We start from the raw sequence: 14,366 nt of genomic DNA, 5'->3' as shown, positions 1-14,366 counted from the left end.
GCAATCATCATGCGCATCGCCATCCAGAACCTGAGCCGGCGCCGTTTCGTGCAAGGCGCCGGCGGCCTGCTGCTGGGCCTGTCGCTGCCGCCGCTGGCCCGCCGCGCCATGGCCGCCGGCCCGCAGGCGGGCGACGGTTTCGCCGCCAACGCCTTCGTGCGCATCGGCGCCGACGGCCGGGTCACCGTCCTGGCCAAGCACCTGGAGATGGGCCAGGGAGCCTATACCGGCCTGGCCACGCTGCTGGCCGAGGAGCTCGACGCCGATTGGCGCCAGGTGCGCGTCGAGGGCGCCCCGGCCGACAGCGCGCGCTACGGCAACCAGGCGCTGGGCGGCCTGCAGGGCACCGGCGGCAGCACCGCCATGTTCGATTCGTGGGAACCCATGCGGCGCGCCGGCGCCACCGCGCGCGCCATGCTGGTGCAAGCCGCCGCACAGCGCTGGCAAGTGCCGGCCGACACGATCGAGGTGGCCGAGGGCGTGCTCAGCCACCCGGCCTCGGGACGCCGCGCCGGCTTCGGCGAGCTGGCCGAGGCCGCCGCGCGCTCGCCCGTGCCCGAGGACGTGCCGCTCAAGGACCCGGCCCGCTTCCGGCTGATCGGCAAGCATCGCCTGCCGCGCGTCGACAGCGCCGCCAAGAGCGACGGCAGCGCCCTCTACACGCAGGACATGAAGCTGCCCGGCATGCTGGTGGCGGTGGTGGCGCATGCGCCGCGCCTGGGCGCGGCGGTGGCGCGCGTCGATGACGCCGCCGCCCGGGCGGTGCCCGGCGTGCGCGCCGTGGTCCGCTTCGGCGGCGCTGCGCTGCGCCACGCCGGCGTGGCCGTGCTGGCCACCAATACCTGGGCCGCGCGGGCCGGGCGCGATGCGCTGCGGATCGAGTGGGACGAGGGCCCGGCCTACCGCCAGGGCAGCGCCGACATCCTGGCCCGGTACCGCGAGGCCGTCGGCCGGCCCGGCAGCATGGCGGCGCGCAAGGGCGACATCGACGCCGCCTTCGCGGGCGCGGCCAAGGTCATCGAGGCCGAATACACGTATCCGTATCTTGCGCATGCGGCCATGGAGCCGCTGAACTGCCTGGTGCGGCTGGACGACGAACGCTGCGAGATCTGGAACGGCGAGCAGTTCCAGACGGCCGACCAGCGCGCCATCGCGCAGTATCTCGGCATGCCGGCCGAGCGCATCACCTTGACCCAGCTGTACGCCGGCGGCAGCTTCGGCCGCCGCGCCAGCTCGCATGCCGACTACCTGCTGGAGGCGGTCGCCATCGCGCGCACCGCGCGCGCCCAGGGCCTGAACGCGCCGGTCAAGCTGGTGTGGATGCGCGAGGACGACATGCGCGCCGGCTACTACCGGCCGCTCAACCTGCACCGCGCGCGGCTGGCGCTCGGCGCCGACGGCGCGCTGCAGGCGGTGCACGTGCGCATGGCCGGCCAATCGATCCTGCTGGGCACGCCGCTGGCGGACTGGGTGCGCGACGGCGTCGACCCGGTCTCGGTCGAGGGCCTGTCCGACCTCGCCTACGCGGTGCCCAACCTGCAGGTGGAGCTGCATACGCCCACCGATGTGCCCGTGCCGGTCCTGTGGTACCGCTCGGTGGGGCACACGCATACGGCGTTCTCCGCCGAAACCCTGATCGACGAGGCCGCCGTGGCGGCCGGCCAGGACCCGGTGGCCTATCGCCTGGCCCTGCTGGCCGCGCACCCGCGCCACCGCGAAGTGCTGCAACTGGCGGCCGCCCGCGCCGGCTGGCGCGAACCGCTGGCGGCCGGCGCGCCAGGCACGCGCCGCGGCCGCGGCGTGGCGGTGCATGAATCGTTCCGCTCGGTGATGGCGCAGGTGGTCGAAGTGACCATTGCCGCCGACGGCGCGCTCAAGGTGGACCGGGTCGTATGCGCCGCCGTGCATTGCGGCCTGGCCGTCAATCCGGACGTGGTGCGCGCGCAGATGGAAGGCGGCATCGGCTTTGCCCTGTCCACCGCCCTGCACGGCGCCATCACGCTGAAGGACGGCGCGGTCGAGCAGAGCAACTTCCACGACTACCCGGTGCTGCGCCTGGCCGAAATGCCGGCCGTCGAAGTGCATATCGCGCCGTCCACGCAGCCGCCCACCGGCGTGGGCGAGCCGGGCGTGCCGCCGCTGGCGCCGGCCCTGGCCAACGCCATCGCCCAGGCCACCGGCCAGCGCCTGCGCACGCTGCCGCTGGGCACCACCGTCAAGGCATGAGGAGCATCGCCATGCAAGCCGCCGACCTGTACGTGCTGCAGACCGCCCAGTCCTGGCTGGACGCCGGCCAGGCCGCCGTGCTGCTGACCGTGGCGCGCACCTGGGGCTCATCGCCGCGCCCGCCCGGTGCCATGATGGCCATCCGCGCCGATGGCGCGGTGGCCGGCTCGGTGTCGGGCGGCTGCATCGAGGACGACCTGATCGACCAGATCCGCCAGCGCGGCATCGCCGCGCTGTGCCCCGGCGCCCGCCCGGCGCTGGCCACCTACGGCGTGGACGGCGAGCAGGCGCGCCGCTTCGGGCTGCCCTGCGGGGGCACGCTGCAGCTGGTGCTCGAGCCGCTGGGCGCGCACAGCCGGCTCGCGGACCTGCTGGCCCGACTGCGCGCGCACCAGACCCAGACCGTGCGGCGCAGCGTGCGCCTGGCCGACGGCGCGGTCACGCTGGAGCCTGCCGCCGCCGACGCCGAGCCGCGCCTGGACGGCGCGGGCTTTGCCAGCGTGCTCGGGCCGCGCCACCGGCTGCTGGTCGTCGGCGCCGGCCAGCTGTCGCGCTACCTGTGCGAAATGGCGATCGCGCTGGACTTCGACGTCACGGTCAGCGATCCGCGCCAGGAGTACCGCGCCGGATGGCAGGTCGAGGGCGTGGCGCTGACCACGGCGATGCCCGACGACATGGTGATCGCCGCGCGGCCCGACGCGCGCACCGCCGTCATCGCGCTGACCCATGACCCCAAGCTGGACGACCTGGCGCTGATCGACGCCCTGCAGACGCCGGCCTTCTACGTCGGCGCGCTGGGCTCGCGCGCCAACCATGCGCGGCGCGTGGCGCGCCTGCGCGAACATTTCGGGCTGACGCCGGCGCAACTGGCGCGCCTGCGCGGCCCGGCCGGCATCTACATCGGCAGCCGCACGCCGCCGGAGATCGCCCTGTCCATCATGGCCGAGATCGTCGCCGGCAAGAACGGCGCGCCGCTGCCGCCCGCCGCCAGCGTGGCCGCCGGCAAGGCCCGCCAGCCCGGCGGCGCCGGCGTGATCCAGGCGGGCCTGTGCGCTACGCTATAGGCATGCCAGTCCAGCCCGCCCCCCACCGATGAGCGCCCTGCCCGACTCCCCATCCGCCAGCCCGCCGCCGCGCCACGACGAACTGGCCAGCCTGATCGAACGGCATACGCCGGCCGACGGCAGCACCGCGACCGCCCTGCCGGGCCTGAACTTCTACCGTTCGTCCAGCCCGACCGAACTGAACGTCAGCTTCTACCGGCCGTCGCTGGCGCTGCTGGCGCAGGGCGCCAAGCGCGTGCAGCTGGGCGACGACGTCTACGAATACGACACCTCGCACTACCTGCTGACCTCGTTCGACCTGCCGGTGGCCTCGCGCGTCACGCTGGCCACCCCGGGCACGCCCTACCTGTGCTTTGCGCTCGACCTGGATCCGCACCGCATCGCCGGCCTGATCAGCGAGCTGGGCGCCCCGCCGGCCGGCCAGCCGCTGCGCCGCGGCCTGACGCTCGCGCGCCTGACCGAGCCCTTGCTCGACGCCGTGCTGCGCCTGGCGCGCCTGCTCGACACGCCGGCCGACATCCCGGTGCTGGCCCCGTTGATCGAGCGCGAAATCCACTACCGCCTGCTGTCCGGTCCGATGGGCGGGCGGCTGCGCCACATCGCGCGCGCCGAGGGCACGGCGCTGCAGATCGCGCGCGCCATCGACTGGCTGCGCCGGCACTACGCGCAGCCGCTGCGCGTGGAACACCTGGCCACGACCGTCAACATGAGCGTGTCGTCGCTGCATCACCATTTCAAGGCCGTCACCGCGCTCAGCCCGCTGCAATACCAGAAGCAGCTGCGCCTGCACGAGGCGCACCGGCTGATGGTGGCCGAAACCCTGGACGCCGGCGCGGCCGCCCACCGGGTCGGCTACGAAAGCGCGTCGCAATTCAGCCGCGAATACAGCCGCCTGTGCGGCGCGCCGCCGCTGCGCGACGCGGCGCGCTTGCGCGGCACGGCCCCAGCCGACGCTCAGTCGCCCGGCTTGGCGCGCGCCTCGGCCAGCGCCACGGTCAGCTGAACCACTTTCTTCTTCAGAGCGTCGCGCTCTTCGGCCAGTTGCGCCACCAGGCGGTCCAGCCGCGCCACCTCGGCGGGATAGTCGTCCACCACGCGCAGCTCGGCCGCGGGCGCCGGTTCGGCTTCGGGCGCCCGGCGTACCGGCAGGCGCGCCTCGCGCACCTGGCGCGCGGCGGCGCGCAGCTCGCCGCGCCCGCCCGCGGCCGCGGCCGCCTGCTGCGGCGCCGGCAAGGTCGCCACCGCCGCGGCGGCATTGATGGAAATCTCGCCGCTTTGCACCGCGCGCACCAGTTCGGGCGCGGCCTGCTGGCGGATTTTCTCGATCTGGCCCAGGGTCGCGCTGCTCAGGCGCGCCTGGCGCGCCAGCGTCTGGCGCGTCAGCGGCGCAGGCCCGTCGCCGCCGGCCGGCGCGGCGTCCCCTTCGCCGGCCTGGCGCCGGCTTTCCAGGATCTCCTTCTTGCGCAGGGCCAGCACCCCGCGCTGGAAGTCCGACACACTGCGCCGCCCCAGGTGGTTGTCTATCATCCATAGCCGTACATCGTCCATGGACTGCAGGCGCGTGTTCTGCACCGTATTGAAAGCGATACCGTGCTTGCTGCAAATGGCGTGGCGGTTGTGGCCGTCGACCAGCAGGTCGCCCCACAGCACCAGCGCGTCGCGGCAGCCCTCGGCCAGCAGGCTTTGCTCCAGCGCCGCGTATTCGTCAGGCGTCAGCGGGTCGATGTAGGCCCGCAGTTCTTCGTCGATCCGGATAGTCATGGTTCCCGTCATGTTGGGCCTGGCTCAGGCGTGCCCGTCGGCGGCCAGCACCGCGTCGATCTCGCGCAGCCTGTCCAGCGGCGGCAACAATAGCAGACGCGCCTTGTCGGCCGGCGGCAGCGACAGCATCTCGGCCCAGCGGTCGGCCACCCAGCCGCAGTCGTCGAGCCGGAACGGCGCGGCCATGGGCATGATGTGAGGCGGCACGCCCTCGCGCTGCAGGCGGGCGATCAGGCGCCCCAGCGCCGAGGCGCTGCGCGCCAGTTCCGGCGGCACTTCCAGCGGCGCATCGTCGGGCACCGGCTCGGCCTGGCCGGTCCACAGGCCGTACTTGCCCTGGGTACAAGCGTGCAGCCGGAATCGCCCGGTACCGGTGCAGGCCAGTTCCAGCAGCGCCGGCATGGGCGCTTCCCAATGGTCGATGCGCGCCATGGTGCCGGCGCGCGCCAGCACCTCGCGGCCATCGGGGCGGCGCACTTCGGTGCCCTGCTCCAGCACCACGACGCCGAACTCGGAGCCGTCGGCGATGCAGCGCCTGACCATGTCGAGATAACGGATCTCGAACACCCGCAGGCGCAGCACGCCCGCAGGAAACAAGGCGTTGCTCAATGGAAATAATGGAATCTCGGCCATGGGCCTATGATGACACGATCGCCCCGCCACGTGCGCCGCGGCGCCGCTTGCCGTCCTGAAATTACTAGCAATTTAGGACTAACCTGTATTAAATTAGCACTTCAAAAGGCCCGCCCCACGAGACGTGGCCACCTTCCGGAGGATGACACCATGCCGTAAATTTCCGCGTATCTCATGTTCGACGGCGATTGCGCCGAGGTCATGCGCCTGTACGAGCGCATCCTGGGCGGCAAGCTGGACGCCTTGATCACCTACGGCGAAAGCCCGCCCGAGATGCCCTGCAAGCCGCAGGACCGCGATCTGATCATGCACGCGCGCCTGCGCCTCGATGACCAGCTGCTGATGGCCTCCGACAGCAACAGCCAATGCCCGTACGAAGGCAAGAAAGGCTTTTCGCTGTCGCTCGTCTACCCGACCGTCTCCGACGCGCAGCGCATCTTCAACGCGCTGGCCGAGGGCGGCCAGGTCACCATGCCGCTGCAGAAAACCTTCTGGGCCGAAATCTTCGGCGTGCTGGTCGACCGCCACGGCACGGCGTGGATGATCAGCGGCGGCCAGATGAACAGCTGACCTCCAGGAATCGCATCCATGCCCCACACTCTCGACGAACGCAAGCGCTGGCTGGCCCTCATGGTGCTGTGCCTGGGCGTGCTGATGATCGTGCTGGACACGACCATCGTCAACGTCGCCCTGCCGTCCATCAAGGCCGACCTGGGCTTTACCGAAGCGTCGCTGGTGTGGGTGGTCAACGCCTATATGCTGACCTTCGGCGGCTTCCTGCTGCTGGGCGGACGGCTGGGCGACCTGCTGGGCCAGCGCCGCATGTTCCTCGCCGGCCTGACGCTGTTCACGCTGGCCTCGCTGGCCTGCGGGATGGCCCAGGGGCAGGCCATGCTGGTGGCCGCGCGCGCGGTGCAGGGCCTGGGCGGCGCGGTCGTCTCGGCCGTGGCCCTGTCGCTGATCATGACGCTGTTCACCGAGCCGGCCGAGCGCGCCCGCGCCATGGGCGTCTACGGTTTCGTCTGCGCCGGCGGCGGCAGCATCGGCGTGTTGCTGGGCGGCCTGCTGACCAGCTCGCTGAGCTGGCACTGGATCTTCCTGGTCAACCTGCCCATCGGGGCGCTGGTCTACGCGCTGTGCCTGCCGCTGCTGCCGGCCAGCCAGGGCCCGACGGGCCATCCACGGCTGGACCTGGCCGGCGCGGCAGCCATCACCGCCTCGCTGATGCTGGCCGTCTACGCGGTGGTCAACGGCAACGAGGCCGGCTGGACCTCGCCCCAATCGCTCGGGCTGCTGGCGCTGGCGGTCGCGCTGCTGGCGCTGTTCCTGCGCATCGAGGCGCGCGTACCGGCGCCGTTGATGCCGCTGTCGCTGTTCGCGCTGCGCAACGTCGCCACCGCCAACATCGTCGGCGTGCTGTGGGCCGCGGCCATGTTCGCCTGGTTCTTCATCTCGGCGCTCTACATGCAGCTGGTGCTGGGCTACACGGCCATGCAGGTGGGGCTGGGCTTCCTGCCGGCCAATATCATCATGGCGGCGTTCTCGCTGGGGCTGTCGGCCAGGCTGGTGATGCGCTTCGACATCCGCGCGCCGCTGGTGTGCGGCCTGCTGGTGGCGGCGCTGGGGCTGGCGCTGTTCGCGCGCGCGCCGGTCGCAGGCTCGTTCGCCGTCGACGTGCTGCCGGGCATGCTGCTGCTGGGCCTGGGCGCGGGCATCGCGTTCAACCCCGTGCTGCTGGCCGCCATGAGCGATGTGGACCCCAGCGAAGCGGGCCTGGCATCCGGCGTGGTCAACACTTCGTTCATGATGGGCGGCGCCCTGGGCCTGGCGGTGCTGGCCAGCCTGGCGGCGGGCCGCAGCGCCAGCCTGCGCGCCGGCGGCGCCGACGTGCTGACGGCGCTCAACGGCGGCTATCACGCTGCCTTCGCGGTGGGCGCCGTGTTCGCCGCCCTGGCCGCGCTGCTGGCCGGCGTGCTGCTGCGCCGCCCGCAGCCCGGCGCGAGCGCCCCGGCCGCCGACGCGCATTGATCCCTTACCCGCACAGGAGCCCCGCACCATGCACTATCACGGCAGTTGCCATTGCGGCACCATCCGATTCGACGTGGAAGGCGAACTGACAGGCGCCATGTCCTGCAATTGCTCGATATGCCGGCGCAAGGGCGCGCTGCTGTGGTTCGTGCCGCGCGGCCACCTGCGGCTGGCCACGCCCGACGAACAGATCGCCACCTATACCTTCAACCGCCACCTGATCAAGCACCGCTTCTGTCCCACGTGCGGCATCCACACCCATGGCGAAGGCGTCGACCAGCAAGGCCGGGCGATGGCGGCGATCAATATCCGCTGCCTGGACGACGTGGACCTGGACGCGGTCGCCGTGCATCAGTACGACGGCCGCGCGGCATAGCGCCGGCGCCTGGCGGCGCTAGGTGTGAACTGTCAATAGGTTGTATTCGTCCAGGTTGAGTCTGGAGATGGGTACAGCGCGCCCGATGCCTTGGTGGGGTCGATGCCAGTTGTAGTGGTGTAGCCAGGATTTCATGGCATCGGCTCGGTGTTGGGAGTTCTGGTAGGTGTGAGCGTAAGCCCACTCACGCAAGGCCGACTGGATGAAGCGTTCGGCCTTACCATTGGTCTGTGGGCGGTAAGGTCGGGTAAAGCGGTGCTTGATGCCCAGCTCATGGCACAGCGCGGCGAAGGCGCGGCTGCGAAAGGCCGAGCCATTGTCGGTGAGCAAGCGCTGGATGGTCACGCCCAGGCGCTGGTAGTAGGCCACTGCGTCCTTGAGGAACTGGACGGCGCTGGGGAAGCGCTCGTCGGGGTGGATGTCGGTGAAGGCCACGCGGGCGTGGTCATCGATGGCCACGAAGACGAAGTCCCAGCCGGCCCCCTCAACGGTATCGCGTCGGTTGCCCGTGACCCGGTGGCCAGGGCGCTGGATACGTCCCAGCTTCTTGATGTCGATGTGCAGCAGATCGCCGGGGGCCTGATGCTCGTAGCGCACCACCGGCTCGGCCGGCTCCAGGTCGGCCAGGTGCGACAGACCGGCGCGGGCCAGGACGCGGCTGACGGTGCTGGCTGACACGCCCAGCGCCTGGGCGATGCGCGCTTGGGTCAGCCGCTTGCGGCGCAGCTCCACGATAGCCAGCGCCTTGGCCGGCGCAATCGCTCGGGGCGAGACCGTCGGGCGCGAGGACGCATCGGCCAAGCCCGCCTGGCCCTGAGCCAGGAAGCGGCCCAGCCATTTGCGCACAGTCGGCGCGGTGACCCCATAGGCGCGGGCCGCTTCAGGCACACAAACTTGATGGGCGATCAATTGCTGGACCATTTCGAGTCGACGTAGGAAGGTCAATCGGGCATGCTTATGGGTGTTCATCCGGCCGGGCTCCTTGAGTGAACTGGGGGGGTGGCGATTTCCAGTTTCTCAAATCCGGTTCGGATGAACCATGCATACAACCTATTGAATCTTCACAGCTAGCGGCGCGCCGCCGCGATCTCGCGCCGCATGGCGCAGCGGCGCGCCGCCGGCAGGCCCAGGCTGGCCTCGCGCGCCAGGATGGCCTGCAGGCGCACGTTGAGGCCGTCCGCTTGCAGCGTGGCGAAACCCAGGCGCGCGTAGAAGGGCTGGTTCCAGGGCAGGTCGCGGAAGGTGGTCAGCGTGATGGCGGGCAGGCCGGCCGCCGCCGCGGCGTCGATGGCGGCCCGCACCAGCCGCCCGCCGATGCCGCGGCCCTGCATTTCGCGCCGCACCGCCAGCTCCCAGACATGCAGCGCATCGGCGGTGCGCTCCGCGACCAGGAAGCCCGCCAATCCGGCGCCGGGGCATTCGGCCACCCAGCTGGTGCCGGCCGCGATCCAGGCCCGGTGGTCCTGCTCGCTCATGGCCATACCGACCGCAAGATCCGCGACGCCGTGGGCGGCCGCGGCTAGCTGTGAAGATTCAATAGGTTGTATGCATGGTTCATCCGAACCGGATTTGAGAAACTGGAAATCGCCAACCCCCCAGTTCACTCAAGGAGCCCGGCCGGATGAACACCCATAAGCATGCCCGATTGACCTTCCTACGTCGACTCGAAATGGTCCAGCAATTGATCGCCCATCAAGTTTGTGTACCTGAAGCGGCCCGCGCCTATGGGGTCACCGCGCCGACTGTGCGCAAATGGCTGGGCCGCTTCCTGGCTCAGGGCCAGGCGGGCTTGGCCGATGCGTCCTCGCGCCCGACGGTCTCGCCCCGAGCGATTGCGCCGGCCAAGGCGCTGGCTATCGTGGAGCTGCGCCGCAAGCGGCTGACCCAAGCGCGCATCGCCCAGGCGCTGGGCGTGTCAGCCAGCACCGTCAGCCGCGTCCTGGCCCGCGCCGGTCTGTCGCACCTGGCCGACCTGGAGCCGGCCGAGCCGGTGGTGCGCTACGAGCATCAGGCCCCCGGCGATCTGCTGCACATCGACATCAAGAAGCTGGGACGTATCCAGCGCCCTGGCCACCGGGTCACGGGCAACCGACGCGATACCGTTGAGGGGGCCGGCTGGGACTTCGTCTTCGTGGCCATCGATGACCACGCCCGCGTGGCCTTCACCGACATCCACCCCGACGAGCGCTTCCCCAGCGCCGTCCAGTTCCTCAAGGACGCAGTGGCCTACTACCAGCGCCTGGGCGTGACCATCCAGCGCTTGCTCACCGACAATGGCTCGGCCTTTCGCAGCCGCGCCTTCGCCGCGCTGTGCCATGAGCTGGGCATCAAGCACCGCTTTACCCGACCTTACCGCCCACAGACCAATGGCAAGGCCGAACGCTTCATCCAGTCGGCCTTGCGTGAGTGGGCTTACGCTCACACCTACCAGAACTCCCAACACCGAGCCGATGCCATGAAATCCTGGCTACACCACTACAACTGGCATCGACCCCACCAAGGCATCGGGCGCGCTGTACCCATCTCCAGACTCAACCTGGACGAATACAACCTATTGACAGTTCACAGCTAGCCGCGCCGCCGCGCGCCCGCCGTTGCGCCGCGCCCCGCTTGCCGGGATACTGGGGGCCCGCTTTCGCCCGCGAGACCCCGACAATGCGCATGCTCTGGACCTACCTGCGGCCCCATGGCGGCCTGGCGCTGCTGGCCTTGCTGCTGGCCGCCGCCAGCCAGGTGCTGGCGCTGATCGACCCCATCATCTTCGGCCGCATCATCGACGAATACGCCATCGGCCGCGCCGGCAAGACCGGCGACCAGTTGCTCGCCGGCGTGCTGGGCCTGCTGGCGCTGGCGCTGGCCGTGGCGATACTGTCGCGGCTGGCCAAGGCATTGCAGGAATACGTCACGCGCCTGGTGGTGCAGAAACTGGGCACGCAGATCTTCAATGATGGCCTGCGCCAGGTCATGCGGCTGCGCTTCCAGGAATTCGAGGAGCTGCGCAGCGGCGAAACGCTGTCGCTGCTGCAGAAAGTGCGCAGCGACAGCGAACGCTTCATCAATGCCTTCATCAACACGGCGTTCGCCGCCGGCGTCGGCGTGGCCTTCCTGTGCTGGTACTCGGTCACGCGCCACTGGCTGCTGGTACCGGTGTTCTTCGTCGGCGTGCTGCTGCTGGGCGGGCTGACCGGGCTGCTCAGCCGCCAGATCCGCAGCCAGCAACGCTCCATCATGCGCGAAACCAACCGCAACTCGGGCTTCATCACCGAGTCGCTGCGCAACATCGAACTGATCAAGAGCCTGGGCCTGACCTACCCCGAGATCCGCCGCCTGCAGGCGCAGACCCAGCAGATCTTCGCGCTCGAAATGCAGAAGATCAAACGCATCCGCCTGCTGTCGTTCCTGCAGGGCATGATACTCAGCGTGCTCAAGCTGTCGGTGCTGTTTGCCCTCCTGTGGCTGATCTTGCGCGACGTGCTGAGCACCGGGGAACTGATCGCCATGCAGTTCATCTCGGTCGCGATCTTCGCGCCCTTGCAGGAACTGGGTAACCTCATCCTCGCGTACCGCGAGGCCGACGCCTCGCTGAACCACTACGCCGCCCTGATGGCCCGGCCGGTCGAACGCAATCCCGAATCGGCGCAGGACAGCGGACCGATCCAGCGCGTGCGCTTCGGCGAGGTGCGGTTCCGCCACCAGGGCGCCGCCGAGAACGCGCTGGACGGCGTGTCGTTCGAGGCGCGCCTGGGCGACACCGTGGCCTTCGTGGGGCCGTCGGGCTCGGGCAAATCCACCCTGTTCAAGCTGCTGGTGGGCCTGTATGCGCCCGACCACGGCGAAGTCTATTACAACGACGTCTCGACGCGCGACCTGCGCTTCAATCCGACCCGGCGCCAGATCGGCTTCGTCACGCAGGAAACCCATCTTTTCTCCGGCACGCTGCGCGAGAACATGCAGCTGGTCAAGCCCGATGTCACCGACGAGGAAATCGTCGCCGCCATGCGCCAGGCGTCCTGCGCCAACGTGCTGGCGCGCTCGCCCGCCGGACTGGACACGACCATCGGCGAAGGCGGCGTCAAACTGTCGGGCGGGGAACGGCAGCGCCTGTCCATCGCCCGCGCGCTGGTGCGCCAGCCCCGGCTGCTGATCTTCGACGAAGCCACCTCGGCGCTGGACTCGCTGACCGAAGAGCAGATCACCCAGACGATCCGCGACGTGTCCCGGCGCGCCGGCCAGATCACCATCCTGATCGCCCACCGGCTGTCCACCATCATGCACGCCGACACCATCTTCGTCCTGGAGAAAGGCCGCGTGGTCGAGCAAGGCAGCCACGCCGAACTGCTGGCCGGCAAGGGCCTGTATTACGCCATGTGGCGCCAGCAGATCGGCGAACGGCCGGCCGTACGCGCCCCCGAACCGCAGTCCGAGCCCGATACCGCCGGCCGCGGCCCCGAAGCCGGCGTATCGCTGCTGTGACCGGCTGAAACCGGCCTAACGTCTGGACACCACTTTCGTGCGCTCCGCCCGCGCGCCAGCCGTTACAGTATCAATGCCGTTCCTGCGCGCGCCGTTGCGCGCCCACCGGGCGGTTCGGGAGCAAGACATGAAGTCCAGACGTTTACAGTTGGCCGGCGCCGCGCTGATGATGGCGGCGGCCTGCGGCCAGGCGGTGGCCGGCGGCGGCCACCACGGCCACCATGGGTACTACGGCGGCTACGGCCACTCGCACGGCAGTTCATCCGATGGCTGGTGGATCGCCGGCGCGCTGGCGCTGGTGGCGGCCGGCACCTACCTCGCCGTCAGTTCGCAGCCCAGCTACGCGCCGGCCGCGCAGTACAGCGCCGGCGGCATCACCTACACCACCCCCGGCGGTTACGCGGCCAGCCCCTACGACAGCACGGTGTACGACCCGCCCAGCTACGACCCGCCCACGGCCTACGACGACGCCGGTTACGCGCCGGCCGGCCATGGCCAGCCAGCCTACGATGATGGCACGGTGGCCGGCTACCCGGTGGCCCCGCAAGGCGCCGGCATCGCACGCACCGCCAGCCGCCAGCCGACCGGCGAGGCGGCCTGCCGGCGCGAAGCCATGAATCAGAGCGGCTACGATCCGGCCACGCCCTCGGCCTGGACCACCGGCGTTTCGGTCGACTCGTACCAGCGCGCCCTGTCGGCCTGCCTGGCCGGGCGCGGCTGACGCCCCGCGGCTTCAGCCCAGCGCGGTATCCAGGAACATCATCACCGCGAAACCGGCCATCAGGCCCACCGTGGCGATGGTCTCATGCCCGTTGCGATGCGTCTCGGGAATCACTTCGTGCGAGACCACGAAGATCATCGCCCCGGCGGCCAGGCCCATGCTGATCGGATACGCCAGCGCAAAGCCGCTGGAAATGCCCACGCCCACCAGCGCGCCCAGCGGCTCCATCAGCCCCGACGCCACCGCCACCAGCACGGCGCGCCCGATGGGCAGGCCGACCGCGCGCAGCGCCAGCGCGACCGCCAGCCCTTCGGGGATGTCCTGGATGGCGATGGCCGAGGTCAGCGGCAGGCCGATGCGCAGGTCGCCGGTGGCGAAGCTGACGCCGATGGCCATGCCCTCGGGCAGGTTGTGCAGGATGATGGTCAGCACGAACAGCCAGACGCGATTGACGCGCGCCGCCTCGGGCCCCTGGTGGCCGGTGCGTTCGTGCTCGTGCGGCGTGAAGTAGTCCAGGCCCAGCATCAGCAGCACGCCCAGCCCCAGGCCCAGGGCCACCACCGCCGCGGCGGCCGGCCCCGGGCCCACGATGGTCCCGGCCGCGTCCAGGCCAGGCAGGATCAGCGAGAACGCGCTGGCCGCCAGCATCATGCCGGCGGCAAAACCCAGCATCGCGTCCTGCGTGCGGGCCGAGATCGCGCGCAGCCCCAGGGCCATCAGCGCGCCCAGCGCCGTGGCGGCGAAGCCCGCCGTGCCGCCCAGCACCGCGTAGCCCACGTGGACGCGGTTCTCGCCGGTCAGCGCGTTGACGATGCCCGCGACCAGCAGCAAGACCACGCCGGCGGCCGAGGCGGCCAACCCGAGGGTGATCAGGGGATGCGACTGCGCCTGCGCGTGCCAGGCGCCGCGCAGGTCGGCGGCAAGCGACGAGGGTTGATTCATGGCGATGGCCCGTGACGGAGGTATGGGTATATTGCCAGACCCCCGCGGCCGGTCCCAAGGCATGCTTTTCAATCGCGCCGATTGAGCCGCGGTATCGGCGCGCCGCGCAGGCAGGGATATTTCCACCGACAACCATTGAGAA

The 14,366-nt window shown here is 70.4% G+C and carries 14 protein-coding genes; 9 read left to right on the top strand and 5 right to left on the bottom strand.

Annotated features, from left to right (window positions below; translation table 11 throughout):
• Positions 1–9 precede the first annotated feature (9 nt).
• The 3 genes from BN118_RS07160 to BN118_RS07150 are packed head-to-tail and all read left to right on the top strand — an operon-like array spanning position 10 to position 4,293.
• Positions 10–2,226, top strand: coding sequence for a xanthine dehydrogenase family protein molybdopterin-binding subunit (locus BN118_RS07160; RefSeq protein WP_014905667.1), 2,217 nt, complete (start codon positions 10–12; stop codon positions 2,224–2,226).
• The gene (locus BN118_RS07155; protein WP_014905666.1) at positions 2,223–3,290 is read left to right on the top strand and encodes an XdhC family protein; all 1,068 of its coding nucleotides are present in this window, start codon (positions 2,223–2,225) and stop codon (positions 3,288–3,290) included. The genes BN118_RS07160 and BN118_RS07155 overlap by 4 nt, the downstream gene beginning before the upstream one ends.
• 28 nt (positions 3,291–3,318) lie before the next feature.
• On the top strand, positions 3,319–4,293 hold the full coding sequence (locus BN118_RS07150; protein ID WP_010930752.1) for an AraC family transcriptional regulator: 975 nt from the start codon (positions 3,319–3,321) through the stop codon (positions 4,291–4,293).
• Here the strand turns inward: BN118_RS07150 and BN118_RS07145 are convergent.
• Both BN118_RS07145 and BN118_RS07140 read right to left on the bottom strand, forming a co-directional pair.
• A complete protein-coding gene (locus BN118_RS07145) occupies positions 4,245–5,063 on the bottom strand; it encodes a ParB N-terminal domain-containing protein (protein ID WP_010930753.1) in 819 nt (272 codons plus the stop codon). The two genes, BN118_RS07150 and BN118_RS07145, sit on opposite strands and share 49 nt — an antisense overlap.
• 12 nt (positions 5,064–5,075) lie before the next feature.
• Complete coding sequence (locus BN118_RS07140; protein ID WP_003812191.1) at positions 5,076–5,684, bottom strand: LON peptidase substrate-binding domain-containing protein; 609 nt, start codon at positions 5,682–5,684, stop codon at positions 5,076–5,078.
• Between the two features lie 174 nt (positions 5,685–5,858).
• Here BN118_RS07140 and BN118_RS07135 point away from each other — a divergent pair, with 174 nt between their 5' ends.
• The 3 genes from BN118_RS07135 to BN118_RS07125 are packed head-to-tail and all read left to right on the top strand — an operon-like array spanning position 5,859 to position 8,088.
• Positions 5,859–6,254, top strand: a complete 396-nt coding sequence (locus tag BN118_RS07135) for a VOC family protein (protein WP_014905665.1) — start codon at positions 5,859–5,861, stop codon at positions 6,252–6,254.
• 18 nt (positions 6,255–6,272) lie between these two features.
• Positions 6,273–7,712 carry a DHA2 family efflux MFS transporter permease subunit gene (locus BN118_RS07130; RefSeq protein ID WP_014905664.1) on the top strand — a complete coding sequence of 480 codons (1,440 nt, stop codon included), beginning with the start codon at positions 6,273–6,275 and terminating at the stop codon, positions 7,710–7,712.
• Positions 7,713–7,740: 28 nt separating this feature from the next.
• Complete coding sequence (locus tag BN118_RS07125) at positions 7,741–8,088, top strand: GFA family protein (protein ID WP_003812199.1); 348 nt, start codon at positions 7,741–7,743, stop codon at positions 8,086–8,088.
• 18 nt (positions 8,089–8,106) lie between these two features.
• On the opposite strand, the gene BN118_RS07120 is transcribed toward BN118_RS07125, so the two are convergent.
• A complete protein-coding gene (locus BN118_RS07120; protein ID WP_005013747.1) occupies positions 8,107–9,057 on the bottom strand; it encodes an IS481-like element IS481 family transposase in 951 nt (316 codons plus the stop codon).
• A 98-nt stretch (positions 9,058–9,155) separates the two neighbouring features.
• A complete protein-coding gene (locus tag BN118_RS07115) occupies positions 9,156–9,692 on the bottom strand; it encodes a GNAT family N-acetyltransferase (RefSeq protein ID WP_049805771.1) in 537 nt (178 codons plus the stop codon).
• Between the two features lie 17 nt (positions 9,693–9,709).
• On the opposite strand from BN118_RS07115, the gene BN118_RS07110 reads away from it, so the two are divergent.
• The 3 genes from BN118_RS07110 to BN118_RS07100 all read left to right on the top strand — a co-directional run bounded on the left by BN118_RS07110 (position 9,710) and on the right by BN118_RS07100 (position 13,282).
• Positions 9,710–10,660, top strand: a complete 951-nt coding sequence (locus BN118_RS07110) for an IS481-like element IS481 family transposase (protein ID WP_005012067.1) — start codon at positions 9,710–9,712, stop codon at positions 10,658–10,660.
• An 83-nt stretch (positions 10,661–10,743) separates the two neighbouring features.
• On the top strand, positions 10,744–12,561 hold the full coding sequence (locus BN118_RS07105) for an ABC transporter ATP-binding protein (RefSeq protein ID WP_023997035.1): 1,818 nt from the start codon (positions 10,744–10,746) through the stop codon (positions 12,559–12,561).
• Between the two features lie 73 nt (positions 12,562–12,634).
• Complete coding sequence (locus tag BN118_RS07100; RefSeq protein WP_019247659.1) at positions 12,635–13,282, top strand: hypothetical protein; 648 nt, start codon at positions 12,635–12,637, stop codon at positions 13,280–13,282.
• A gap of 12 nt (positions 13,283–13,294) precedes the next feature.
• Here the strand turns inward: BN118_RS07100 and BN118_RS07095 are convergent, their stop codons facing one another.
• The gene (locus BN118_RS07095; RefSeq protein WP_010930758.1) at positions 13,295–14,224 is read right to left on the bottom strand and encodes a zinc transporter ZIPB; all 930 of its coding nucleotides are present in this window, start codon (positions 14,222–14,224) and stop codon (positions 13,295–13,297) included.
• Between the last annotated feature and the right edge of the window lie 142 nt (positions 14,225–14,366).

Source organism: Bordetella pertussis 18323, assembly GCF_000306945.1.
Classification (GTDB): Bacteria; Pseudomonadota; Gammaproteobacteria; order Burkholderiales; family Burkholderiaceae_B; genus Bordetella; species Bordetella pertussis.
The sequence above is the reverse complement of the archived record's forward strand: the minus strand, read 5'-3'. Positions and strand labels throughout refer to the sequence as shown.